The 21,819-nt window shown below is 69.5% G+C and carries 21 protein-coding genes and 2 pseudogenes; 12 read left to right on the top strand and 11 right to left on the bottom strand.

What is annotated here, in order from left to right:
- The first annotated feature begins 24 nt into the window (after positions 1-24).
- Positions 25-423 (top strand): metalloregulator ArsR/SmtB family transcription factor, encoded by a 399-nt coding sequence (locus tag FRANEAN1_RS02710; protein WP_020458215.1) that lies wholly within the window; start codon positions 25-27, stop codon positions 421-423.
- Positions 424-492: 69 nt separating this feature from the next.
- Here the strand turns inward: FRANEAN1_RS02710 and FRANEAN1_RS02705 are convergent, their stop codons facing one another.
- Positions 493-894: a hypothetical protein gene (locus FRANEAN1_RS02705; protein ID WP_347176960.1), complete on the bottom strand. Its 402-nt coding sequence runs from the start codon at positions 892-894 to the stop codon at positions 493-495.
- A 295-nt stretch (positions 895-1,189) separates the two neighbouring features.
- Between FRANEAN1_RS02705 and FRANEAN1_RS02700 the strand changes: the two genes are divergently transcribed.
- Entirely contained in the window at positions 1,190-2,830 is a 1,641-nt protein-coding gene (locus FRANEAN1_RS02700) for a GGDEF domain-containing protein (RefSeq protein ID WP_020458213.1), read from the top strand.
- A gap of 654 nt (positions 2,831-3,484) precedes the next feature.
- Entirely contained in the window at positions 3,485-3,688 is a 204-nt protein-coding gene (locus tag FRANEAN1_RS02695; RefSeq protein WP_007507818.1) for a cold-shock protein, read from the top strand.
- A gap of 269 nt (positions 3,689-3,957) precedes the next feature.
- On the opposite strand, the gene FRANEAN1_RS36750 is transcribed toward FRANEAN1_RS02695, so the two are convergent.
- Complete coding sequence (locus tag FRANEAN1_RS36750) at positions 3,958-4,260, bottom strand: hypothetical protein (protein WP_020458212.1); 303 nt, start codon at positions 4,258-4,260, stop codon at positions 3,958-3,960.
- Positions 4,257-5,618, bottom strand: coding sequence for an IS1634 family transposase (locus tag FRANEAN1_RS02690; protein ID WP_049795567.1), 1,362 nt, complete (start codon positions 5,616-5,618; stop codon positions 4,257-4,259). The genes FRANEAN1_RS36750 and FRANEAN1_RS02690 overlap by 4 nt, the downstream gene beginning before the upstream one ends.
- Positions 5,619-6,425: 807 nt before the next feature.
- Between FRANEAN1_RS02690 and FRANEAN1_RS02680 the strand changes: the two genes are divergently transcribed.
- Positions 6,426-7,580 carry an ABC transporter substrate-binding protein gene (locus tag FRANEAN1_RS02680; protein ID WP_347176959.1) on the top strand — a complete coding sequence of 385 codons (1,155 nt, stop codon included), beginning with the start codon at positions 6,426-6,428 and terminating at the stop codon, positions 7,578-7,580.
- A 29-nt stretch (positions 7,581-7,609) separates the two neighbouring features.
- Here the strand turns inward: FRANEAN1_RS02680 and FRANEAN1_RS42950 are convergent.
- Positions 7,610-7,774, bottom strand: a pseudogene (locus FRANEAN1_RS42950) (transposase); the annotation flags it as partial.
- Positions 7,775-7,992: 218 nt separating this feature from the next.
- Here FRANEAN1_RS42950 and FRANEAN1_RS40665 point away from each other — a divergent pair.
- The 3 genes and pseudogenes from FRANEAN1_RS40665 to FRANEAN1_RS02665 all read left to right on the top strand — a co-directional run.
- A pseudogene (locus FRANEAN1_RS40665) lies at positions 7,993-8,392 on the top strand (ISAzo13 family transposase); the annotation flags it as partial.
- A 179-nt stretch (positions 8,393-8,571) separates the two neighbouring features.
- Positions 8,572-8,820, top strand: a complete 249-nt coding sequence (locus tag FRANEAN1_RS02670) for a type II toxin-antitoxin system prevent-host-death family antitoxin (protein WP_020458206.1) — start codon at positions 8,572-8,574, stop codon at positions 8,818-8,820.
- Positions 8,817-9,200: a type II toxin-antitoxin system VapC family toxin gene (locus FRANEAN1_RS02665; protein WP_020458205.1), complete on the top strand. Its 384-nt coding sequence runs from the start codon at positions 8,817-8,819 to the stop codon at positions 9,198-9,200. Before FRANEAN1_RS02670 ends, FRANEAN1_RS02665 begins: the two co-directional genes overlap by 4 nt.
- 251 nt (positions 9,201-9,451) lie before the next feature.
- Here the strand turns inward: FRANEAN1_RS02665 and FRANEAN1_RS42945 are convergent, their stop codons facing one another.
- Both FRANEAN1_RS42945 and FRANEAN1_RS02650 read right to left on the bottom strand, forming a co-directional pair.
- A complete protein-coding gene (locus FRANEAN1_RS42945) occupies positions 9,452-9,682 on the bottom strand; it encodes a helix-turn-helix transcriptional regulator (RefSeq protein ID WP_020458204.1) in 231 nt (76 codons plus the stop codon).
- Positions 9,683-9,698: 16 nt separating this feature from the next.
- A complete protein-coding gene (locus tag FRANEAN1_RS02650; RefSeq protein WP_157472290.1) occupies positions 9,699-10,466 on the bottom strand; it encodes a TetR/AcrR family transcriptional regulator in 768 nt (255 codons plus the stop codon).
- Positions 10,467-10,882: 416 nt separating this feature from the next.
- Here FRANEAN1_RS02650 and FRANEAN1_RS02645 point away from each other — a divergent pair, with 416 nt between their 5' ends.
- From FRANEAN1_RS02645 to FRANEAN1_RS02630, 5 genes are all read left to right on the top strand, one after another.
- Positions 10,883-11,572 (top strand): alpha/beta hydrolase, encoded by a 690-nt coding sequence (locus FRANEAN1_RS02645; RefSeq protein WP_020458202.1) that lies wholly within the window; start codon positions 10,883-10,885, stop codon positions 11,570-11,572.
- A gap of 157 nt (positions 11,573-11,729) precedes the next feature.
- Positions 11,730-13,232: an MFS transporter gene (locus FRANEAN1_RS02640; RefSeq protein ID WP_020458201.1), complete on the top strand. Its 1,503-nt coding sequence runs from the start codon at positions 11,730-11,732 to the stop codon at positions 13,230-13,232.
- Positions 13,233-13,689: 457 nt separating this feature from the next.
- Positions 13,690-13,815, top strand: a complete 126-nt coding sequence (locus tag FRANEAN1_RS42940; RefSeq protein ID WP_347176958.1) for a hypothetical protein — start codon at positions 13,690-13,692, stop codon at positions 13,813-13,815.
- Between the two features lie 682 nt (positions 13,816-14,497).
- Positions 14,498-15,055: a DUF5994 family protein gene (locus tag FRANEAN1_RS36740; protein ID WP_020458199.1), complete on the top strand. Its 558-nt coding sequence runs from the start codon at positions 14,498-14,500 to the stop codon at positions 15,053-15,055.
- On the top strand, positions 15,052-16,065 hold the full coding sequence (locus tag FRANEAN1_RS02630; protein ID WP_020458198.1) for a glycosyltransferase family 4 protein: 1,014 nt from the start codon (positions 15,052-15,054) through the stop codon (positions 16,063-16,065). Before FRANEAN1_RS36740 ends, FRANEAN1_RS02630 begins: the two co-directional genes overlap by 4 nt.
- A gap of 22 nt (positions 16,066-16,087) precedes the next feature.
- Here the strand turns inward: FRANEAN1_RS02630 and FRANEAN1_RS02625 are convergent, their stop codons facing one another.
- The 5 genes from FRANEAN1_RS02625 to FRANEAN1_RS02605 all read right to left on the bottom strand — a co-directional run bounded on the left by FRANEAN1_RS02625 (position 16,088) and on the right by FRANEAN1_RS02605 (position 21,760).
- Positions 16,088-17,449, bottom strand: a complete 1,362-nt coding sequence (locus tag FRANEAN1_RS02625) for a glycoside hydrolase family 130 protein (protein ID WP_041255353.1) — start codon at positions 17,447-17,449, stop codon at positions 16,088-16,090.
- Between the two features lie 155 nt (positions 17,450-17,604).
- Positions 17,605-18,621 carry a hypothetical protein gene (locus FRANEAN1_RS02620; RefSeq protein WP_020458196.1) on the bottom strand — a complete coding sequence of 339 codons (1,017 nt, stop codon included), beginning with the start codon at positions 18,619-18,621 and terminating at the stop codon, positions 17,605-17,607.
- Positions 18,618-19,862 (bottom strand): glycosyltransferase, encoded by a 1,245-nt coding sequence (locus tag FRANEAN1_RS02615; protein ID WP_020458195.1) that lies wholly within the window; start codon positions 19,860-19,862, stop codon positions 18,618-18,620. Before FRANEAN1_RS02615 ends, FRANEAN1_RS02620 begins: the two co-directional genes overlap by 4 nt.
- Positions 19,863-20,112: 250 nt before the next feature.
- Positions 20,113-21,450 carry a GAF domain-containing SpoIIE family protein phosphatase gene (locus FRANEAN1_RS02610; protein ID WP_020458194.1) on the bottom strand — a complete coding sequence of 446 codons (1,338 nt, stop codon included), beginning with the start codon at positions 21,448-21,450 and terminating at the stop codon, positions 20,113-20,115.
- Between the two features lie 91 nt (positions 21,451-21,541).
- The gene (locus FRANEAN1_RS02605) at positions 21,542-21,760 is read right to left on the bottom strand and encodes a hypothetical protein (RefSeq protein ID WP_020458193.1); all 219 of its coding nucleotides are present in this window, start codon (positions 21,758-21,760) and stop codon (positions 21,542-21,544) included.
- Between the last annotated feature and the right edge of the window lie 59 nt (positions 21,761-21,819).

The raw sequence follows: 21,819 nt of genomic DNA, 5'->3' as shown, positions 1-21,819 counted from the left end.
CAATAGCTGAGGCATGCTGGAGGCATGGCGACCACCTCCCCACCGGCGACCCTCCCCGTCACCGAGACCACGGGCGACCACTCGTCCAGCCTCGCGGAGACGATCGCCGCCTGCTGCACCCCGCTGGCCCGCGCACCACTGTCCGCCGAGGAAGCCGACAAGCTGGTCGCCGTCCTCAAGGCCATCGCCGTCCCCGCCCGGCTACGACTTCTGTCGATGATCTACGCACGGGACGGCGGCGAAGCCTGCGTCTGCGAACTCACCGAACCCCTCGGCCTCACCCAACCCACCATCAGCCACCACCTCAAAGTCCTCGTCGACGCCGGCCTGATCACCCGCGACAAACGCGGCGTCTGGGCCTACTACCGCGCCGTACCCGAAGCACTCGCCGCCCTCGCCACCGTGTTCAGCCCACCCCAATAGCAAAGAACAGAACATCCCCACCGAACGGCGCGGCGCCACGGCGAACACTCACCGTGGGTAACTATTCCCCTATTGGTCGCCATGTACTGCGGTGTTTCGCGTTGCCCACAGGAGCGCGGTGAGCGCGAGCACCATCCAGACTGCGAGGTAGCTGAACGCGAGCGTGGGTGAGGCCACGGTGTAGAGGAGTCCGGCGACAACGCTGGCGGCGATGTTCCCCACCGCCTGCACGGAGGCGAGCAGCCCGGGAACGACCGACAGCAGCATCGCGGTACGCACACTGACCAGCGACAGCAGGCCGAGCGCCAGCAGCGGGCCCACAATCGCCCCGAGGTTGTCCATCGTCCACTCGAAGCCGTAGGCGGCGGGCACGATGTCGGCGAGCAGGGCATTGCGGGCCGATACACGCAGTCCCTGGGCCGCCCACACCACACCGCGCATCGCCCCCGCCTGGACCGCCGAGGTGGTCACGCCGATCAGCGCGGCGAGCACGGCCGTAGTGGTGTAGCCACCGACTGCGACCGTCCGGCACCGTCCTGGATCGTCGGCCAGTGCGCCGCCGACGAACCGGCCGGTACCGGCCAGCCCTTCCGATCAGGGCGTGAGACGTTCGGCACACATGGGTTCAGACCCCGCGGAACCCATCCGCCACCTCTTGCTATCTGTAACCAACTGTGTATCTTCGGTGAGATTTGGGCACGAGCAGGTGCGGGACTCGAGGTCCGGCGATGGGCGTTGGGCCGCGCGGCCTGGGGCGGTGAGCGGGATGGGCGACGCAGCCATAGCGCCGGCCGAGCAACCGCGGGCGGCGCTGAGCCGTGGACGTGCGGGCCGCGGGTTCTGGTGGGCGGTGACGATCTGTCTGCTGCTGGTCGTTGCCTCAGCGATCGTCGCGGTGATTCTCCCTGACCGTGCGGCACTACTCACCATCCGCCTGGCCATGATGTTATGTCTGTTGCTGGGTGGTGTGACCTGTGTGGTGACCGGGCTGCGACGGGGTGGTGCGGATCGGGCGTGGCGGTTACTGGTCGCGGTGATGGTGCTGAGTATCTGTGCCGGGTCGGCCGCGATATTCCTGGACACGGTCGCGGGAGCTCCGCCGGTTCCGCGGCAGACGCCAGTGTCGCTGATCTACCTGATCCCGCAGGCGTTCGGCCTGGCCGGTGTGCTGCGCTACCCGTCGGACCCGCTCGACGGGTCGTCACGGGAGCCCGGGCGGGGCCGGGACCGCCACTGGTACGTGATCACGATTCTGGACGGTCTGATCGTGGTCGGCGCGATTACGTTGCTGGCCTGGATCGCCGTTCTCGAGGAAGCGGTCGAGGGGAAGGGCCCGCTGGCCGCCGGACCCATCTACTCGATCATCCTTGCAGCAGCCAGCCTGGTCGTCACGGTCGCCGTGTTCCTGGTAGCCGTGTTCCGCCAGCCACGCCCAGGGCTCGGCCTGGAGCTGGGTCTACTCACCCTGGGTCTACTCACCGTCACCGTCTCGATCATCTGTTACACGGCCGTGGTCGTACGTGGTCTGCGTGACGTCCCGCGGCTGGTCGACCTCATCCAGCTCGCAGGTCCGCTGTTCATCGGGCTCGCGGCACTCTCGCCCGACACCTCACAGTCCACGCGGAATGCCGGCCCTGATGCCGACAGGCCGTTCGTCCCGGCGCGGCGCCGCTGGTGGCACGCGGTCCTGCCATACCTGCCGTTGACCGCAGCCGGTATCGCGACGGTGATCGAGGCCTCCGGTGGGGACATCGCCCGCCAGGAGGAGGTCTGGGCGATGCTGGCCCTGCTGCTGATCGCACTGGTCCGGCAGATGGTCACGATGGCCGACAACATCCGCCTCCTCAGCCAGGTCGAGGAGAAACAGCACGAACTGCGATACCAGGCGTTCCACGACCCGCTCACCGGGCTGGCGAACCGCACCCTGTTCATCGACCGGCTCGCGCTGGCGCTGCGCCACCGCGATCAGCCCGCCGGGCGGCTCGCGGTGCTGTTCTGCGACCTCGACAACTTCAAACGGGTCAACGACGCCGTCGGCCACGCAGCCGGTGACGACCTTCTGCGGATCACCGCGCGGCGCCTCGTCAACAACGTGCGGCCCTCGGACACAGTCGCCCGTCTCGGTGGCGACGAGTTCGCGATCATCCTCGACCCAGTCGTCGAAGACCCCGAAATGGTCGGACGGCGCCTCGCCGCGTCGGTACGGGCACCGATCGACCTCGAGGGCACCACCTACACCATCGCCACCAGCACCGGACTCGTCGTCGTCGACCCGGCCAGCGAACCCCCCACCGCTGAAACCCTGCTCCACCGCGCCGACCTCGCGATGTACGCGGCAAAGGCCCGACGAACAGGAGACCCGACGGCCTACACCCCGGACCTTGCGCCGGGACGCCCCACACTTTGATCGCATACTGCCGAGGACGGGGTGCGGCGATGCAACAGATATACATATCGATGTCCACGTGACATCGAGGGGCCCGAGTTACACTCGATAATCGATCGCTCAGATGGAGGGCGGCCCGACGATCTATGCCGTCTCAGGGCCTCGGTGGTAGCAGCCCCCTCCCGCGCGATCCGATTCTTTTCCCGCAGCCCTGTGCCGGCCTTCGGTAGCGTGCCAGCGGTGATCCCGCCACCCCGGCAAAAGAACGTCGGGGATGCTTGCGGCGACGAGCGACACCGGCGCTGGTAGGCCGATCCGCAGCTCGACCAGCGAGCCGTGGGCAACCAGGACCGCGGCGACAGACCCCGTCGGGACACCGCTTCCCGTTTCGCCGGTGCCTCGTGCGCCTTTGACGTCGGTTCCCAGCGTCTGGTTCCGTTCCCAACCCCGTGGCTTCCGCCGCGGCAGGCCTCCCGACGGCAGGCAACGGGCTGGCGTGATGAGTGGTAGGTTAGTCCCGTTGCAGTTGTAGGTTCCTCGAACGTATGGACGCGCGCAGATTCCAACAGCAGGCGCTTGTTGTATTCCGACCAGTCCGACAGTGGGGGCGATCACACCGCGGCACCCCGGCCCGCACCAGGCGGCCCCGGTTCGGCTCCCACGAAGGAGAAGTACATGGCTCAGGGCACTGTCAAGTGGTTCAACGGCGAAAAGGGCTTCGGGTTCATCGCGCAGGACGGCGGCGGCCCGGACGTTTTCGTTCACTACTCGGCGATCGACAGCGCGGGCTTCCGTAGCCTGGACGAGAACCAGCGCGTGGAGTTCGATGTCACGCAGGGCCAGAAGGGCCCGCAGGCGGAGCACGTCCGCCCGGTCTGATGCACGCCCGCAGGCGTCTGCGTCTCGGGCACCTCAGCATTGATCGTTAGATACACGAACAGCTGCGTGGGTCGGATACCGACCCACGCAGCTGTCGTTGTGTCGACGGCACGTCCGCACAGGCCATGATCGCGACGCGTAAATGTGAAGGGGAAGCGGCAGATTCGGGCGTCCGACGCCCCTCCGCTGGCCTTCGTCCTGTGCACCGGTGGCGACCGAACCCCTGGGTACGCTTGTTGGGGTGCCAGAAGTCGGCTTGAGCCTGCGAGCTACAGGGATGACACACCAGGGCCGCTCCTCATAACGGATGTCGTACCTGGCACGGAAACGGCCTGGTAGAGGGCCTTCTGGGCTGGGGTGAGGGTGGTGGTCTGGGCGACGGTGCCGGCGGGTCCGGCGAGGGTGACCTGCACGATCCGGCCGGTCTGCCGGCGCAGGGTGCGCCAGGTTTGCCCCGTGCGGCGTTCGGCGACGCGCACCAGGAGAAGGGCGAGCCAGCAGATCAGGACGTGGGCGCGGATGCGGTGTTCGAGGCGGTGGAACACCGGCCGGAGCAGCAGTTCGCTTTTCATGTCACGGAAGCCGCGTTCGGCTTCGAGGAGGTTCTTGTAGCCCAGGGCGGCGTCTTCGGCGGACAGGTCCGGGTCGGAGGTGGCGAGCAGGTACTTGCCGTCCAGCCGGCTTCGGCTTTCACTTTCGCCCGGTCGAGGGCAAGGCGGCCGGTCGGGGTCTGGCGGACCCAGCGGCCCAGGCTCGGGTGGTCGCGCAGCGCGCACTCGGCGCGCAGGTGCGCGGCTTCGACCCGTTCGCGGGCGGCGGGGGTGAGCTGCCGGTCGCGGTCCCGCTTGCGCTGGTCGCGGACCCGGGCGAGTTCGTCTTCGACCCGTTGGACGGCGGCCTCGCGTTTCGCCTGGTCACAGACCGCCTCGTCGGGGTTGTAGCAGAGCACGAACCGGGTGTCACCGGCCTCGGGCAGCTTGATCTCCTTGACGCGCAGGTTGTCCCGGACGGTCTGGTAGCGGCCCTGGTGGGCGAGCACCGTGTCCACGAGCGGGTTGCCATCGCGCATCCGCATCCCGGCGAGGTAGTGCCCGCCGGCGCGGCGCAGGTAGGCCAGGTTCGCCGCCGAGGAGAAGCCGCGGTCGACGACGGTGACGACCCGGCCCAACTTCCAGGAGCGGAGGTCGTCTTTGACCTGGGCGAGCACAGTCTGGTCGGAGGTGTTGCCCGGCCAGCACCACACCCGCACCGGGATCCCCTCCCGGGTGACGGCCAGCCCGATCACGACCTGGGGCAGGTCGTCTCGGTGGTCCTTGCTCTTGCCGTACTTGCGGAACCCGGGGCTGACCTCGCCGTCGGCACCGGCCTGGTCGTCCTCCTCGGTGTCGCGTTCGAAGTAGGTCGAGGTCGTGTCGAAGAACAGCAGGTCCGCCTCGAGGTTGAGCAAGTGCGCGACGGAGAAGAACACCGCCTCCTGCACTGCGCCTGCCACGTCGGCCTCCACGAGCAGGTCCATCGCCCGGTACGCCTGGTCGTCGTCCATGCTGTTCAGGCCGGGGACGACGACGTCCTCGCTCGCCCACTCGGCCGCCGACAGCTTCGACATCGGCTCGACCGCCCGGTTCGCCACGAGCGCGAACAGCACCCGCTCCACCGCGGTGGTGAACCTGCGGTCCGCCACCCCCTTCTCCAGTGCGGCGGCCACGCCGAGCTCACGCCACAGCCCGTCGAGTAGCCACGTCGCGCCGACGGGGCGGGCGTCGACGACCTCCATAGGCCCTGTGCCCGCGGCCAGGCCCGCGTCGCCGGAGCCGGCCGCGTCCGGCCCGCCGTCGCCGAAGTGTGCCCGGATCGAGGCGGCCAGCCGCAGCAGCCCGTCCATGTCGACCCGGTCGACCCGGCCCAGGTTCATCAGCACCTGCGGGTTCACCTCAGCGATCTTCGCTGTGTGCCCACGAACTGCGGAACTCGGGCGAAACAGACGTCATCGACGGCCCCCGTCCCACGATCCCCCGCCCGTCTTGGCGGGCTGACACAGCCCGCCAACGCGCCATGCGTGTCATGTAGCTGACAGGTACCAGCGCCGGCAGCCGTCCGACCTGCTCCTTCCGTCCATGACCGGCCCGTGCAGCAACACAGATCAGATCTACGCAGCACATGCACTACCCGTCCACTGGCACCCCCGAGGACACGTTCTACTTCCAGACACTGGCTGTGGATTGCTATCCCCCATTTATGGCACCCCCAGATGCGCGGACGGCGGCGTCAGAGCCGCTTGATCCATCCGCCGTCGACGACCATCGTTTGGCCGGTGATCCAGTCACCGGCCTTGGAGCAGAGGTGTGCCGGCGGCTGCGCGGCCCAGCGGAAAGGGTCGTGACCGCTCCCCGGCCGACCGAACTTGCGCCAGCAGAGAAGTCGGGACAGCGAACGGTGCGCCGGCGGCGCGGGAAAGGCACTCGGCGGAGGACCAGCGGTGCCGTCTCCCGATTCCACGCTGCAGCTCACCCGACTGACGGAACTCAGTAGATATACTATCCTGGCTTGTCGTGTTTAGATTGAAGATCTACGAGAACGAAGGTTTGCATGGCGGCGGATCTGGGAGTGACCCAGCCGGATTGGCGCATCGCCGATCCCACCATCAGCCTCTTTATTTTCTGTGGAGAAACAGATGTTCCTGGGTAGATTATCGGCGAGGTTGCTGGGGGGCGCGGCGGCCGCGATTCTTACGGTTGCCGTGACCGGCTGTTCCGCGTCGGGAGACGGCGGCAAGGCGGAGGCCGCTGCCTGCAACAGCCCCGGCGTCACCGCCAACCAGATAAATCTTGGCCTCGTGGTCACCGACTCGGGTCCCGGCAGCGCCGCGTTCGACTCGGCCCGCTCCGGTGTCGACGCCAGGATCGGGTTGGCCAATCAGGAAGGCGGCATACACGGCCGTCGGATCGTCTACCAGTGGCGTGACGACGCGAACTCCCCCCCGCAGAACGCCAACGTCACCACGAACCTCGTCCAGCAGGACTCGATCTTCGGCCTGGTGACGGCCACCGCCGCGCTCGGGGACTCGTTGGACGGCCTTGCCGCGCAGAAAGTCCCCATTGTCGGCTTCGCTCAGCCGGACTGGGGTAAATACCAGAACTTCTTCACCTATCTGTACGCAGCGTCACCCGACACCATCGGCCGCTACATCCAGGCCAGCGGTGGAACAAAGGTCGCCTTCGTGACCACGGGGGCGTCGGCCTTCACGCTGCAGGTCATGGCGCGATACCAGGCCGCCTTCCAAGCGATCGGTCTCGGTACGACCGACGCGATCTCCTATGCAAGCAGCACAGACAGCCCGGCCCGGGTGGTCCAGCAGATATCGGCCGCCGGCGCCGACTCCATGATTGGTTTCACGACCTCGGGGGACTTCGCCGCGATCGCGCAGGCCGCCCGCGCGGCGCACCTGGACCTCTCCAGCAGCGTCGCGCTCACCGGGTACGACCACAGCCTGCTCGCCACGCTGGGCCCGGCACTCTCCGGTGTCTCGTTCCCCGTCTACTTCCGGCCCTTCGAGGCCGGGGGCGCGGCCATCGACCGCTACCGCGCGGCGATGGCCCGCTTTGCGCCGGAGACGTTCGTCCCCGAACAGCAGTTCGCCATGCACGCCTACATCTACACTGACATGTTCCTTCGCGGCCTCGAACTGGCCGGTTCCTGCCCCACCCGCGAGGGATTCATCAGCGCGCTACGGAAGGTCTCCGACTACGACGCGGGCGGCCTGATCGCGCCGATAGACCTCAGTAACAACGCCAGCCAGCCGCTCAACTGCTACGCCTTCGTCAAGATCAACCCGGCCGGAAACGCATTCCAGGTCGTCCACGAACGCCTCTGCGCCGACGGCACGGGCACCTAAGCGCGTCGTTCAACCTGCATGCCTGCCTGCCGTTCCGGGGGGGCAGGTCTCTCCCACGGGCGGCGCAGACCATAGGCCAGGGTCGAGCGAGGCGGCGTTGGGTGTGAGCGACGAGGACCAGCCAGGTCCAGCGGTCGGCGGCGTGCGGGGTGCGGGGTGCGGATCTTCGGGCGGGTCCAACCCAGGGTCTTCTGAACAGCCCACCCCACCCTGCGATCGGCCCTGGCGGCGCTGTGAACGTCCGATCTCCGCGCCGCGGGAGCCCCCGAGTGGGACGGCGGATCGGCCACCGTCAGTCGTGGCGATGACAGAGCGTTGCCGGAGGGCATCGTACGGCGGGGCACCGAGGACCTCGAAACCACGATTTACAAGTCGCTTCCGGCCATCGGCATAGGCGTGGCGGAGGTTGGCCCTGGCCACGGAGGCCCGGCTGCTCGGACATGGCGGTGTACGCGTCGTCGCGCGGATCGCCCCAGGTGAGCGAGACCACCGCGCGTCGGGGGGTGTCGGAGTTGGAAGCGGGCGCCCGATCGTTGCCTGGTGGTCGTGTCCGTGCGCCGAGCGGTGACCGCAAGCGGGTCGAGGAGAACGACCCTGCCGCGCTGAAAGTGTTGCTGGGGCTGGTCGAGCCGCACTAGCGGGGTGACCCGGAGTCTCCGCTGCGGTGGACGACGAAGTCTCTGCAGCACCTGGCTGAGGAGCTGACCCGGCAGGGACACCCCGTCTCCGCCCCGGTTGTTAGGCGGCCGCCGAAGGCGACGGGCTTCAGCCTGCAGGCAAACGTCAAGACGCTCGAAGGTGCCCAGCGCCCGCGGGGTGAGCCCGTCGAGGTCGAGGACCACTACACCCCCAAGCCTCTGTAACGCCCTGTAGTCGATCCACACACAACGGGCAACCCGGTAGATCCTTGCGCCGGACAGACGGCAGCAGCGGCCACCCGGCCCGTCTCCGCGAGGACCAGAGCAGGTAGCACAAGTGCTACCCTTGGAAGGTGGACGAGATAGGGCTTCGAGAGGTCCGGCAGAACGCCAGCGACCTGGTACGACGCGCCCAGGCCGGTGAACGGCTCACCATCACCGTGGCCGGCCGACCAGCAGCCGTCCTCGGCCCGGTGAGTCCGCGCGTGTGGCGGCACTGGGACGACCTGGCAGAACTCTTCGCACAGCCGGAGGACACCGACTGGCCTGAGGACCGCAACCTCGTCGACGGTTCCCTCACAGATCCCTGGGAAAGCCGATGAATCGCGGCGTCCTCGACACCAGTGTCCTGGTCGCCACGGACGTCACCCCAATCCCCGGCGAGTTGGCAGTCAGCGTCATCAGCATCGCCGAACTACAGTTCGGCATCCTCGTCGCCAAGACACCCCAGGCCCGCGCAACCCGGCTCGCCCGCCTCAGCACGATCCAGCGACGGTTCGACCCGCTGCCCATCGACGACGCCGTCGCCGACAGCTACGGACGTCTCGCCGCCCGCGTCGTCGAAGCCGGACGCCAGCCACGCGCACGCACGATGGACCTGCTGATCGCGGCCACCGCACACGCCCACGGAGCCAGCATCTACACCCGCAACGCCGCCGACCTCGCCGGCTTGGAAGACCTCCTCAGGATCGTAACGATCTAGGAAACCCCTGCAGATCCTGTTTGTGGGGCACGTGGACGAGTGTGGGTGTCTACCCTGGGTGCCGTACTGAACCGCCCGGGTTCGGTGGAGACTCTCCTGTTTGAGAGGCCCTCCTGTTCGCCGTGGCGTTCCCGCTGCTCGCCCTTATCCTCTTTGCCACCTGGGCGCGGCGCACCACCCCACCAACCTCCACGCGGTGAAGATTGGCTGGCGCGGGCCGACGCACATGTGTCCCGAGTTGATGATCCTGATCAAGAGCGCAGGAATGCGAGCACAGCGAGCACGCGCCGGTGAGCGCTGGCATCCGGGGGCCGGTTCAGCTTCGTGAAGATGCTGCGGACGTGGGCCTCGACCGTCTTGCCGCTGAGGCACAGCTCCGTGGACAGGGCGCTGTTCGAATGACCCTGGGCCATGATGTCGAGCACTTTGCGCTCTCGCTCGGTCAGGGCGGCGAGTGGGTCGCCTTCGCGCTTCTTGGCCACCAGCCTTGCGACCAGCTCAATGTGGAGGCGTTCGCGACGCCGGCTTTGAGATCCCCGGCCTGTCGATGTCCTGGCCCAGCCCGAGCGATCTGATGAGGTCGAGGAGCTCGACGCGGTAGAGCTCGGCGGGGTCATTGGTCAGGAGGCCGAGGTGGCCGTGGACCTCGAGTGCGACGAGGCCGTGCATGCGGCCCCAGACGCGCATGGCGAGGGCGACCCCGGCGGGTGGTAGCTCGGGAAAGGCGTCGCGGACGGCGGTCACCAGGTCGGGTGCGAAGTCGGACCACTGATGGTCGCCCACGGGCTGGACGGGTTCGGCGTGGGGCCACGCGGCGGCGACGAGCTCGGTGAGCGCCAGGCAGGCCCGCTTGGCGGCGTCGAAGGTGGATCCGTCGCCGGGCGCGTGGTGGCCGGGCGCCGGATGGTCGTAGATCAGTCGGAAGCGTTCCGGGTTGGCCACCGACCATCGGCGCACGGCCTGCCCCAGGGCCAGGATCCGGCCAGCGATGTCGTCGGGGGGGAGGGCGTCGCGGGCGATCTCTACCTCGTCCATAAGCGACGTGTAGACGTCGTTGATGAGCCTCGCGATCAACGCGTCGCGGGTGGCGAAGTAGCTGTAGATGGCGCTGCCGCTCATGTCCATCTCGCGGGCGATGGCGCGCAGGGAGATGGCGTCGGGGCCGCCCTCGGCCATGTGCCGCAGCGCGATGGCCTGGATCTCGGCGGTGGTCTGCGCCCGTAGCCGCGCCCGTCGGCCTGGTGTCTGCTCTCCCACACTCGACATCGTACGACGCGCTTGTATAGTGCTCTGCATGGAAACTAAGCACTGCACGGAAATCGGTCGGTAGACGAGATACGGTCGGCGCACGAGATCCGCGTCCTGGGTCGCGGGGTTGTCCAGGGCTGTGGTGTTCGACGCTGTCCCGTCCGGTTCCCGCCTCGGGCAGGAGGCCGCGGGTCGTCGATGACGCCAGACCAGCCCTCTACGACTTCGCCACCGGCGACGGAAAGATCTTCATCGCCATCCAGCACCGACCAAGGCCGATTCTTTTGGGAGTTCGGATCACCCCGAGCAGGCACGCCCGTCGCAACCGGCTCCGATGCCGATGCCGCCGTCTTCAGCAACGGGTGCATTCGGCACATCTATGCCTTCTTCGACACCAACGCCGGCTTACCACGGACACCCCTGGAAGGAATCGCATGACGTTCGCACTCGATCCCCAGCTCGCAGTGGCCATAGCACCGTTCCTGGCAGCCGCGCCAGAAGTCGAGCCCCCGCCGGTGGGTGGCTGGAAGACGCGGCGGGTGAGCGTTGAAGCCGAACTCTACGATCCGTGGGTCGCCCGATACGTGTCGGCAACCGGTGTCCCCATGTTGTCGGTCGAGTATCGCCTCGCCCCGGAGCACTCCCACCCCACGCCGGCGGAGGACTGCTACGCCGCGCTGCGGTGGTTGGCTGACCACGCAGTCGAGCTCGGGGTCGACCCAGCACGGATCGCGGTCATGGGCGACAGCGGAGGCGGTGGACTGGCCGCCGCGGTGGCCCTGCTGGCACGCGACCGAGGCGGCCCCGTACTGGCCCGACAGATCCTGATCTACCCGATGCTCGATGACCGCAACACCACGCCCGATCCCGCGATCCCGCCGTACGCGGCGCCGGCCCGAGCAGACGACCTAACCGGCCTGCCACCGGCCTACGTCGAGGTGGGCGAGCTCGACATCTTCCGTGACGAGAGCATCGAGTATGCACGTCGGCTCGCGGCGGCCGGCGTTTCCACCGAGTTGCACGTGCACCCCGGGGCGCCCCACGGGTTCGACGCGTTGGGACCGGAGACCGATGTCGGGCGGCGCGCCACCGCCGACCGCGTCCGAGTCCTGACCGGTCTCTGAACCAGCCCAAAAAACTGAACAAGCCAGGAACTCGGCCTCGGATATTCAGTCTCGGATATTCAGCCTGGTCGCCCGACCGCGGGCGCGGAATTCCCCGGTTCTTGCCGTGCCCCGGGGCACATTCCCCACTGCCACCACGTAGGAGACAGACGACCCCATGACTAATTCACCGACTCGGTCGCCAGCGCGGTCGGGAGGCAGGCTCGCACTAATCGCGTTTGCCCAGCTCATCATCGCACTTGACTACAACATCGTGTACGTGGCGCTGCCCGAGATCGGCGCCGACCTCGACTTCTCGGCCCAGTCGCTGCAATGGGTGGTGAGTGCCTACGCCGTCGGCTTCGGTGGCCTGCTCCTGTTCGGCGGCCGCGCGGTCGACCGGCTCGGGGCACGCCGGATCTTCCTGGTCGCCGTCGCCATCTACGGCGTCTCGTCCCTCGCCGGCGGGCTCGCCCCCGAACCTGGGCTGCTCGTGGCCGCGCGTGCCCTGCAGGGCATCGGCGGAGCGCTGCTCTTTCCCGCCATCCTCACGCTGATCTACAGCGGCTTCGTCGAGGGAGCCGAGCGCAACCGCGCCCTGGCCGTCTGGGGCGCCGTCGGCAGCGGCGGCCTCGCCGCCGGCTCCCTGCTCGGCGGTCTGTTCACCGACTGGTGGGGCTGGGAGTCCGTCCTCTTCGTCAACGTCCCGCTCGCGCTGATCGCCCTGCTGGCCGCGCCGCGACTGCTGCCGGCCGACGCGCCTGTCAAGCGCGGCGTCAAGGCGTTCGATGTGCCCGGCGCACTGCTTGCCACCGCAGGCTCCTCGCTCATCGTCTTCGGCCTGGCCAGCGGCCCGGAGTCCGGTTGGACCTCGGTCCGTGCGCTGGGCACCATTGTGATCGGCGGCGTGCTCCTCGTCGCCCTGCTGGTGACCGAAGCCCGCACCCCGGATGGGCTCCTCCCGCTGCGGCTGGTGCGCACCCGCACCCTGGCCACGACCATGGCGGTCGCCTTCCTCTTCATGGGCACCCTCGCCACCGGCTATTACGTGCTCACCACCTACCTCCAGCCCGTCCTCGGCTACAGTCCGACGGAGGCGGGCCTGGCATTCCTTCCCGTCTGCGTGTTCTCCATGATCGGAGGACCAGTGACGGCCGTCCTGCTCAACAGATTCGGCATCCGCGCCACTCTGGCCGGGGCTCTGATGACCAACGGCGGCGGCGTGGCCCTCGTCTGCGTGGTCATGGCTGTGGATGGCTCGTTCTGGTCGATGCTGCCCGGCATGGTCCTGTGGGGCCTGGGCGGCGGCGTCGGCTTCACCGCCACCTTCGCGGCGGCCGGCATGGGTGTCGCGCCGATGGAACAGGGCGTCGCCTCGGCGGTGGCCTCCACCTCCCAGCAGATCGGCGGCGCCGTGGGCCTGGCCGCCCTGATCGCGGTCGCCAACCACGGCCTCGACTACAACGCGGTCCCCGGGCCCACGCTGGACGAGATCGTTGACGGCCTCCGGTGGGCCGGCGTCCTCGCCGGCGCTCTCTCGGTCGTCGGCGGCTTCGTCGCCCTGATCCTCAAGAGCGGCAAGGCCACCGCTGCCGCAGTCGGGGAAGAACCTGCTGGGGATGAAGATGAACAGGTGACCGCAAGCGGCACCGCCGACGAAGCGATCGTCACCGCCCAGTAACTCCCGCCCCACCCAAGCTCGTGGTCGGCGCACCGAGCGCAACCTGACGGCGACCGGGGCGTCGAGATGCCCTCAGCAACGACCAGGTCGGCCAGGCCGAATGGGCGGGTGGGATCACAGTCGCCTGGCGTGGCTACGACGATGATGAGCGCCTGTATGTCAGCACCACCGAAAACCTCGGCGACGACTGGTCCGGGCAGGTCGCACTCGAGGACATCGGAATTGCGCGTACGTGAAACCGGCGTATATTTCCGCGCGGGGTCTGTCCCGTAGATCTCGGTGTGGCTGTCAGCAAATCCCGCAGGTAATGGGCCTGTGTAGAATTAATCCGTCGGTGTGGCGGCCTTGTCTGCCGGTTCGACGGAGGCGAGGAGCTGTTCGGCGGTGCGGTACGCGGTGTCAGCCACCGCACAGATCGGCCAGGACCCGTCCGGTGCACACCTTGCGGTGGTGAAGGATGGCGGCGAGGACACGTTCACCGCTGGTGATCTTCTGCGGTAACACGCCCCCCGCGGGATCCGGGCAGGCGCTGACGGCCTCGCTGCTGGTAGCGGCGCTGCTCCCGGCGGGCGGCCTGCACTGAGGCCAGCCGTGCTGCGAATGCGTCCATCTCGGCGGTGCTCATGCCGGTCAGGCGAGGGTGGGCCAGCAGTGTCAGGGTCGCGGCCCGGTTGGAACCGGTCACGGCGTCCACGGCAGCGGATGGGCTCACGCCGTCGGTGGGCGCGGGATGGATCGTGGAATTCCACGTTCTGTGCGCCGTGTGGTGCTCGAGCGGGAGGACATCGATGCGGGCTTTGCTGGCTGTCGACCACCGTGTCCGAAAACAGACCGCCGAGCTCCTTCCGGCGAGCCGATTTCGTCGATGCTAACACCGGGTGAGCGATCGGTGTTGGGCTGTGATGTCCCGAAGAGATGTGAGCGCGGAACCATCACGATGCGCTTATCGCCCGAGAAGCGCAGACACCTCTCGAAGTCTTTCGGTGGTTGAAAGCAGTCGGCGTGCCGGGTGGTGCCACAATCGTGGTCTGTGCCGGATCACTGGCGGGGTGCGGGCCGCGTCGCTGGTGCGGAATCGACTCGCGGCGTCGTCCTCACACGATTTCTCGGCCCCGGCATCTCGACCGAGTCGATCAAATGTGCGGACCTGCGTTGCCGTGGTACGGTTGAGAGCAGGCCGGTCATTTACGAATGTCGCCGCTCGAGCGATATCGTCACCGGTCGTGGCCGGCCGGCGTCTTCATCGCCGGGGTTAGGTGGCCGTCATGGCGGCAGGCCAGATGATTTCTTTTCTCGATCGTGCCGATTTCGCGCGTTTTGACGACGACGGCGGCGCACCAACCCGGCTTCGCGTGGCCTCGGCGGACGCCTGCCCCGAAGCTCCCACCGGTGACCGTGGGCTACGGCTCTCCCTCGCTCCCGCCGGCGGCCGCGGATCCTTCGACGGAGTCTGGTGGCCACACAGCCGGCGGCTGGACCGTGAGGCTCCAGCGCTCGTCGCGGCGCTGTCCGCCGCCGGTCACCCGATCAGCCGACTGGCGGTCAACGGTGACGTCTGGACCGGTATCCCCCGCAGGCTTTCCCAGCCGACCCGCCCACCGGTGCGGATCAGCTGGTTCCGCACCCTCGATCCGCACACGGTCACCCTGGACGGCGGCAACCGCCCCAGGTTCTTTCTCCTCGTGATCCCGCCCGACACGGCCGCGGACGTGGCAGCCGATGCCCTCCGGATGGCCGCGGCCGGCGGGCTGTCCGGGCCGTCCGGCCAGATCCTGCGCCACGCGGGCGCCGTGCCGCTCGGCGCCCGGTCCGGAGCGCCGTGAGGATCGCGATACTCGCGCCGGTCGCGTGGCGCACTCCGCCCCGGCACTACGGCCCCTGGGAGCAGGTCGCCAGCACCATCGCGGAGGGCCTGGTCGAGCACGGGGTCGACGTCACGCTGTTCGCGACGTTGGATTCGGTGACGGCCGGCGAGCTGGACGGCGTGTGCCCGCACGGGTACGCCGAGGACCCATCCCTCGACGGCCGGGTGTGGGAGGCCCTCCACGTGGCCCACGCACTGGCCCGCTCCAGCGAGTTCGACCTCGTGCACAACCATCTCGACTGGCTGCCCCTGGCGTTCGCGCCGAGCTTCCAGGCCCCCATGGTCACGACGATCCACGGTTTCTCCGATCCGCGGATCGTCCCCGCCTACGCGCGGGCGGCCTCGGCATACGTGTCGATCTCGGACGCCGACCGCAGCCCCGAGCTGAAGTACGTCTCGACTGTTCACCACGGCGTCGACCTGGACGAGCTCCCGTTCTCGGCAGCGGGCGGAGACGACCTGGTCGTGCTCGGCCGGGTCCATCCCGACAAGGGCACCGCGGTCGCCGTCGATATCGCCCGCCACGCGGGGCGGCGCCTGGTGATCTGCGGAATCGTCCAGGACGAGCGGTACTTCGCCGAGCAGGTGCTCCCGCACGTCGACGGGGACCGGGTCCGTTACCTCGGCTCGGTGGGACCGGCCCAGCGGGCCGAGGTCCTGGGCTCAGCCGCGGCGCTGTTGCATCCGATCGCGTTCGATGAGCCGTTCGGGCTGGCCGTCGTCGAGGCGATGGCCTGCGGCACGCCGGTCGTCGCCTACCCACGCGGAGCGATGCCGGAGGTGGTCGACGAGGGGGTGACCGGCTTCCTGGTGGACGGGCCGGTGGCCGCGGCGGCCGCTGTGGATCGCGCCGCGGCCCTTGACCGCGCCGCCTGCCGGGCCATGGCACGGCGGAGGTTCTCCACCGCGCGCATGGTCGCCGACTATCTCGCCGTCTACGCGGGCGTTCTCGCCGACCCTGTCCTCTGATCCCGCCGCCCCCGCGGGCTGGTCACCCGACGGGAACCATTCGTGCGAGGAGCCGGTCGACGGGCACGCTGGCCATCCCGATCCGGGTGTCGCCGATCCCGTACGGCAGCCACAGCAGACCGTGGTGGATCAGGCTGCCGCAGGAGTAGACGACGTTGGGGACATAGCCCGTGCTCTCCTGCCCGGTCGGAGCGAGCAGTGGTTCGGGCAGCGCCGCGACCACCCTTCCCGGATCGTCGAGATCAAGCAGGATCGCGCCGATGGTGTACGTCCGCATCGGCCCGACGCCGTGGGTGAGCGTGAGCCAGCCCGCGGACGTCTCGACCGGGGACCCGCAGTTGCCCACCTGGAGCAGTTCGAAGGCGACCCGCGGCCCGTGGAGCGGACGCGCCGGCCCCCATACCTGGCCGTCATCCGATGCGGTCAGACCGGTGGACTCGCCGTCGGAGCGACAGAGCGCGAGATGGCGACCGTCGACCAGCCGGGGGAACAGCGCCATGCCCTTGTTACGGGCGGCCGGGCCGGTGAGCGGTGCGGTGGTGAAGACCCGCAGGTCGGGGCTGGTGAGCAGGCGCGGGGAGATGTCCGTGCCGTCGAAGGCGGTGTAGGTGGCCCGGTAGTCCGCGGTCCCGTCCGGCGCGGTGAACCGGACGAACCGCGCGTCCTCCATGCCGTTGCTCTCGCTGGTGACGGTGGGCCACAGCACCCGTTGCGGCAGGGCGCTGTCGGGTGGGAACTCGACCCGCCGCAATGATCCGGCGATCGAGCGGATCCCGGCGAGGATCCCGGGTGCCTGGGGGCGACGGAGCAGGTCGGGGGGAACCGCGGCGAAGGCACGGGAGAGATCGGGGTCGGGTTCACTGCCGGGCCGCCGTGGGTCCAGGCTCTGGAGGACGGCACGGGTGACCTCGTCGTCGAGCCCGTGTTCGGTGAGCACGGCGCGCAGCCGGGCGGCCTCCCACTCGACGGGTACGGCGACGCCGGTGGTGAGTGGGCCGGTCCGCGACTCCAGGCGCACCGCCGGGCCCGGACCGATCACCGCGACGGCGAAGCCGATCGAGGACAGATGGCCCTCCCCGACAGCGCGCAGGCTCAACGCCAGTCGCAGCGCGCCGGACGGCAGCCCGGTCTGGTCGGGGTGCGGCACCGCCGAGGGGTTGGTGACGGCCGCGCCCTCCACCGCGTACTCGGCGGTGAAACACGCGCCGAGCAGCAGACAGCGCGCTGGGGAGAGCTCCGCGGGCACCGGCACCCGCGGAGTCACCACCGCGGCATGCCGCGCGAGGATGCCCCGGTAGTCCCGGTGGCGCGGCTCGAACCGTTCGAGGAGGTCGGCGACCAGGCTGTCGACCTCCCGCTCGGGCAGGGCGAGAGCCCGGGCCACGATGCCGGCGGCCCGGGAGTGCGGCTGGCTGCCCTCCTCACCGGGCAGGAAGAGCTTCGCGATGACCCGGTCGCTGTTCGGGGAGAGCCCCAGCGGATGCCGCGTGACCAGGTCGTTCTGGGCCGACCCGGCAGCTGTGGTCCGGGTGCTGCCGATCAAGGCGTCGATGCCAGGAGGCGGCGGGCGTGCTGGGTCGTGGAGAGCAGGGCGAGCGTCGATTCGGCGCCCTGGTTGAGGTTGCGGCCGCCGGGCTCGAGCCCGTCGTAACAGCCGCCGGTGTCGGGGTTGAGTAACGCCATCGAGCTGTCGTTGTCCCCGAGGAACCACCCGTGGGCGCGGCCGAGGCCGGTCAGCCATCTTTTCCGTCCGGTCGCCGCGTGGGCGCGGGCGCAGGCGTCCGCGATCGCCGCGGCCTCGATGGGCTGCTGGTCGAAACCGGGCCCGGGATCTCCCCCCGGCCGGCGACCGCCGACCGGGGTCGGTGACAGGTTCCCGTCACGGGTCTCCACCTGGAGCAGCCACGCCAACAGCCGCAGACCGTCCGCGAGCACCACCTTGTCGGGCAGGCACATCCCGGCAAGGATCAGTGCCTCCGGGACGGCCCCGTTGGCGTAGCGCAGGGTGGGCTCCGGCCACGGCCAGCCCGGGTTGGCGCCGACCGGTCCGATCACCTCGACGGCGGCGGTGAGCAGCGCGCGCGCCGGCTCGTCGTCCGGATGGGCGAGCAGCACCTCTCCGGCACCGAGCGCGGCGAACGTCATGGCCCGTGGCCAGGGCGAGCGGCGCCCCGCGCTGGCGAGGAAGCCGGCCCGCGCCGAGGCCCGCAACCGCCGGGTCGGCGCGGAGGCGGCCGCGGTGCCCAGCCCCCAGAGCGCCCGGCCCCAGCAGTCACCGAGGCCGGGATCGTCCCGCCACCGCCCGTCGCTGTCCCGCCGGTTGTGGACGGCGCCGTCCACCGCCTGCGCGGCCAGCACGAAGGCGAGGTAGCGCTCCAACAGGCGCACCAGGTCCACCCCGGGCGATGGCTCGCGGGTGAGGACGACCAGCCCGCGCGCGACGTCGTCCACGCAGTAGCCGTGCTCCCGGCGTGGCACCGAACCGAGGGCGTGCTCGAACAGTCCGATGTCGTCGGTGAGCCGGAACAGGTGGTCGAACGAGATCGCGGAGCTCACCGGGCCACCGGCACGGGCGCGGTCGACGGCCGGCTCCCGGTGCGGGCGACCAGTCCGGCGGCCAGCCGCCGGTAGCGGCCGGCGACCGCCGGCCACAGCAGGTCGGGGGCCTGGACGGCCGCGGCGCTGGCCAGGCCGGCGCTCACCGTCTCGTCTGTCGTTATGCGGCGCACCGCGGCGGCGATGGCCGCTGGGTCCCGGTGCGGCACGAGCAGTCCGCTGCCGTCGCCGAGGAGCTCGACCGCGTGCGGGAACCGGGTGGCGACGATCGGCCGGAGCGCGGCGACCGCCTCGATGAGGACACCGGAGGTCACCTGGTCGACCGAGTCGTACGGCAACAGGACGACGTCGGCCTGGCGCACGAGCTCCGTGAGGGACACCGGGTCCAGGTAACGATCGTCGAAGCTGACCGAGCCGGTCAGGCCGAGGTCGCGGACCCGGGCGGCCAGCCCCTCCCGGTAGGCCTCGCCCTCCCTCGCGAGGACCTTCGGATGGGTCTGGCCCGCGATGACGTAGTGCGGGGCGGGATCGAGGTCGGCAAGGTCCGCCATCGCGGCGATGCCCCACTCGATGCCCTTCCCGGGCCCGATCAGCCCCCAGGTGAGGATGGTCGGCCCGCCGCTGTGCTCCGCTGGCGCCCGGCGGTTGTCCGCCGCGCCGTGCGGGATGACCACCACCCGTCGTGGATGGACCTGGAAACCCTCGACGAGCCGGATCCGCGCGGTCTCGGTCATCACGACCACCGCGTCCGCCGACGCGACCACGGACTCCAGGACATGCCGCTGGTGCGAGGTCGGCTTCACCAGCACGGTGTGCAGGACGACGATCACCGGAACGTCGAGGGCGTCGAGCACCGCGAGCACCTCGTCGCCGTCCGGACCTCCATACACGCCGTACTCGTGCTGCACCACGACGACGTCAAAGCCGTTCAGCAGCCGTGCCGCCGCACGCGGACCGCCCGGCGTGCCGGCGACGAGATCTCCGACCAGAACCGGCCGGCCGGCCCCACCGGATCGACCCGGTGGTCTGGCCACCGGCTCGGCCGGCTCGGCCGTGGCACCGGCTCGCGTGGCACCAGCTCGCACGACACCGGCTCGGTCGGTGGCGTCCAGGAGGCGCACCACCCCACTGGACGCACCGGGCGCTGGACTGTTCAGCTCGTCGAACAGGGCGGCCGTGAAGGTCGCGAGACCGCACTGGGTGGGCGGATAGGTGCTGAGGAAGCCATAACGCAGGGGCACGAGCTGATTCCTCCCAGGCTTGAGCCGTGTGGAGGAGTGCCGGCCGCCAGCGGGGCCCAAAACGAACACGATGATCGGGTCATGACCCGGGCACCCGTCGCGCCGGAGGTTGACACTCAACCTTGTCGAGTGTTAACCCACTTATAGTCTTCGGGAATATTGAAAGCAACCGGGGGACCGGCCGGCACCACTCGCTGTCGGGTCTGGACACTTTCGGCGGCCCGTCGTCCGCCGCCCTGGCCGGGGCCCTTCACACGGTCGGCGTGCCACGGCGCGTGAACGGCCGCCGTGGTCGCCGCCGGGACCGCAGCCTCGAACGGACCGTTTTCATCGCCACGGACGAGATATCCGGGAAGTGGATTGCGAGGATGGCAATATCGTCCTGGGGCGGCCCGTCGGCAAAATCAAGCACCGCCGCCTCGATCGTCGCGGTGAGGCGGCCGGCGGCCGGATCGGTGGCCGCGAGCAGCGCCCGCAGCCGATCATCGCCGTACTGGTCGTTCCCACGGCGGGCCTCGGTGACGCCGTCCGTGTAGAGCAGGATGGTGTCACCGGGACCGAATCTCGGCCGGCTGGTGGTGAGCTCCGGGTCCTCGAAGACGCCGAGCACCAGGCCGTGGGAGCCGATGGGGGTCACCGTGCCGTCGCGCCCACGGAGCAGAACGGGAGTGTGCCCGGCCGAACAGAGGGCCAGGGTCCGATTTCGCCGGGACCGGTCCACGGCCATGTATGCGACGGTGAGGAACCGTTCGCTGTCGGGATGTTGGGTGAGCAGCGCCCGGTTGAGCTGGTTCAGAATGGCGGCCGGATCACGGGTGCGACTCGCCGCCGCCCGGATGGTGTAGTGCGCCAGCGCGGTCACCTTGGCCGCCTCGACCCCCTTGCCGGCGACATCGCCCAGAACCACGCCGAAACTGGTACGGCCGGTCTGGAACACGTCGAAGAAATCGCCCAGGACCTCGGCGCCTTCGCCCGCCGGGCGGTAACGGGCCGAGACCTCCAGGCCGGGGATCTCCGGAACCTCCGGGGGGAGGAGGCTCTGCTGGAGAGTCCGGGCCAGCGCGGTCGCGGCCGCCGCGACGTGACGCAGCGCGATCTCGCCCGACACGGCCTGGGCGAGGGTCTCCAGCAGCTCGAGGTCACGGGCCGTCCAGAGCCGGGGGCGGACGTCGGCCGCTCCGAAGGCACCGAGCGTGCGGCCGCTCGGATCGCGGAGCGGGAAGCTGGCCCATGCCCTGATACCGGCCGACCGGACGAGCGAATCGCCCCGGACGCGATCGTCGCGGCCGGCATCGGGCACGACCAGCGGCAGACCCGTGCCGACCGCCAGGCGGCAGAGGCTGTCTGCCGCTGCGATCTGCCGACCGGTGAGGTCGCCCGCCGCCGTACCCGCACGGGACTTCCAGTAGGAACGCCCGTCGTCCATCGCCATGACGAAGGCGAACGGGGCGCCGAGCATGACTGCCGCCAGGCGGGTCAGCCGGTCGAAGGGCTCCTCCGGCTCGGCGCGGAGCAATACCGAGGCAGCCTGGTCGGGGCCCGCGTCACGTGCCGGCCCGGTCCCTTCCGGCGCCGGCGCATTATCCACCTCGCAAGCCTAACCGCGCGATTCTGCTCCGCGGCAAAAAGCCGGTGGCTCGTGGCCTACACCAGCTGCCGCAAACCGTCCGTCGGCCGGATCAGGCACCGCACCGTGCCGCCTCCGCGCGGTCGCCGACGACCGTCGGCCGGGAGGACTGAGCGGACCGGCGCCGCCGGGTGATCTCCTCGACGTTGCGGTGTGGACGTCCTTGCCGCGCGGCTGCCTGGCCATCGTCGAAACTCTGCCGGATCACGTCGAGAGTCAGGTTTCGATCAGTGTCGTTCAGGCCCGTGGTCAGAGCCTCGAAAATCGTCACATCGTTGCTTCCAGCTCATGACGCGCTATCCAGTTGCATGAGGCCTGCCCAATTTTCCG

It is taken from the genome of Parafrankia sp. EAN1pec (assembly GCF_000018005.1).
In the GTDB taxonomy this organism is placed as follows: Bacteria; Actinomycetota; Actinomycetes; order Frankiales; family Frankiaceae; genus Parafrankia; species Parafrankia soli.
The sequence above is the reverse complement of the archived record's forward strand: the minus strand, read 5'-3'. Positions and strand labels throughout refer to the sequence as shown.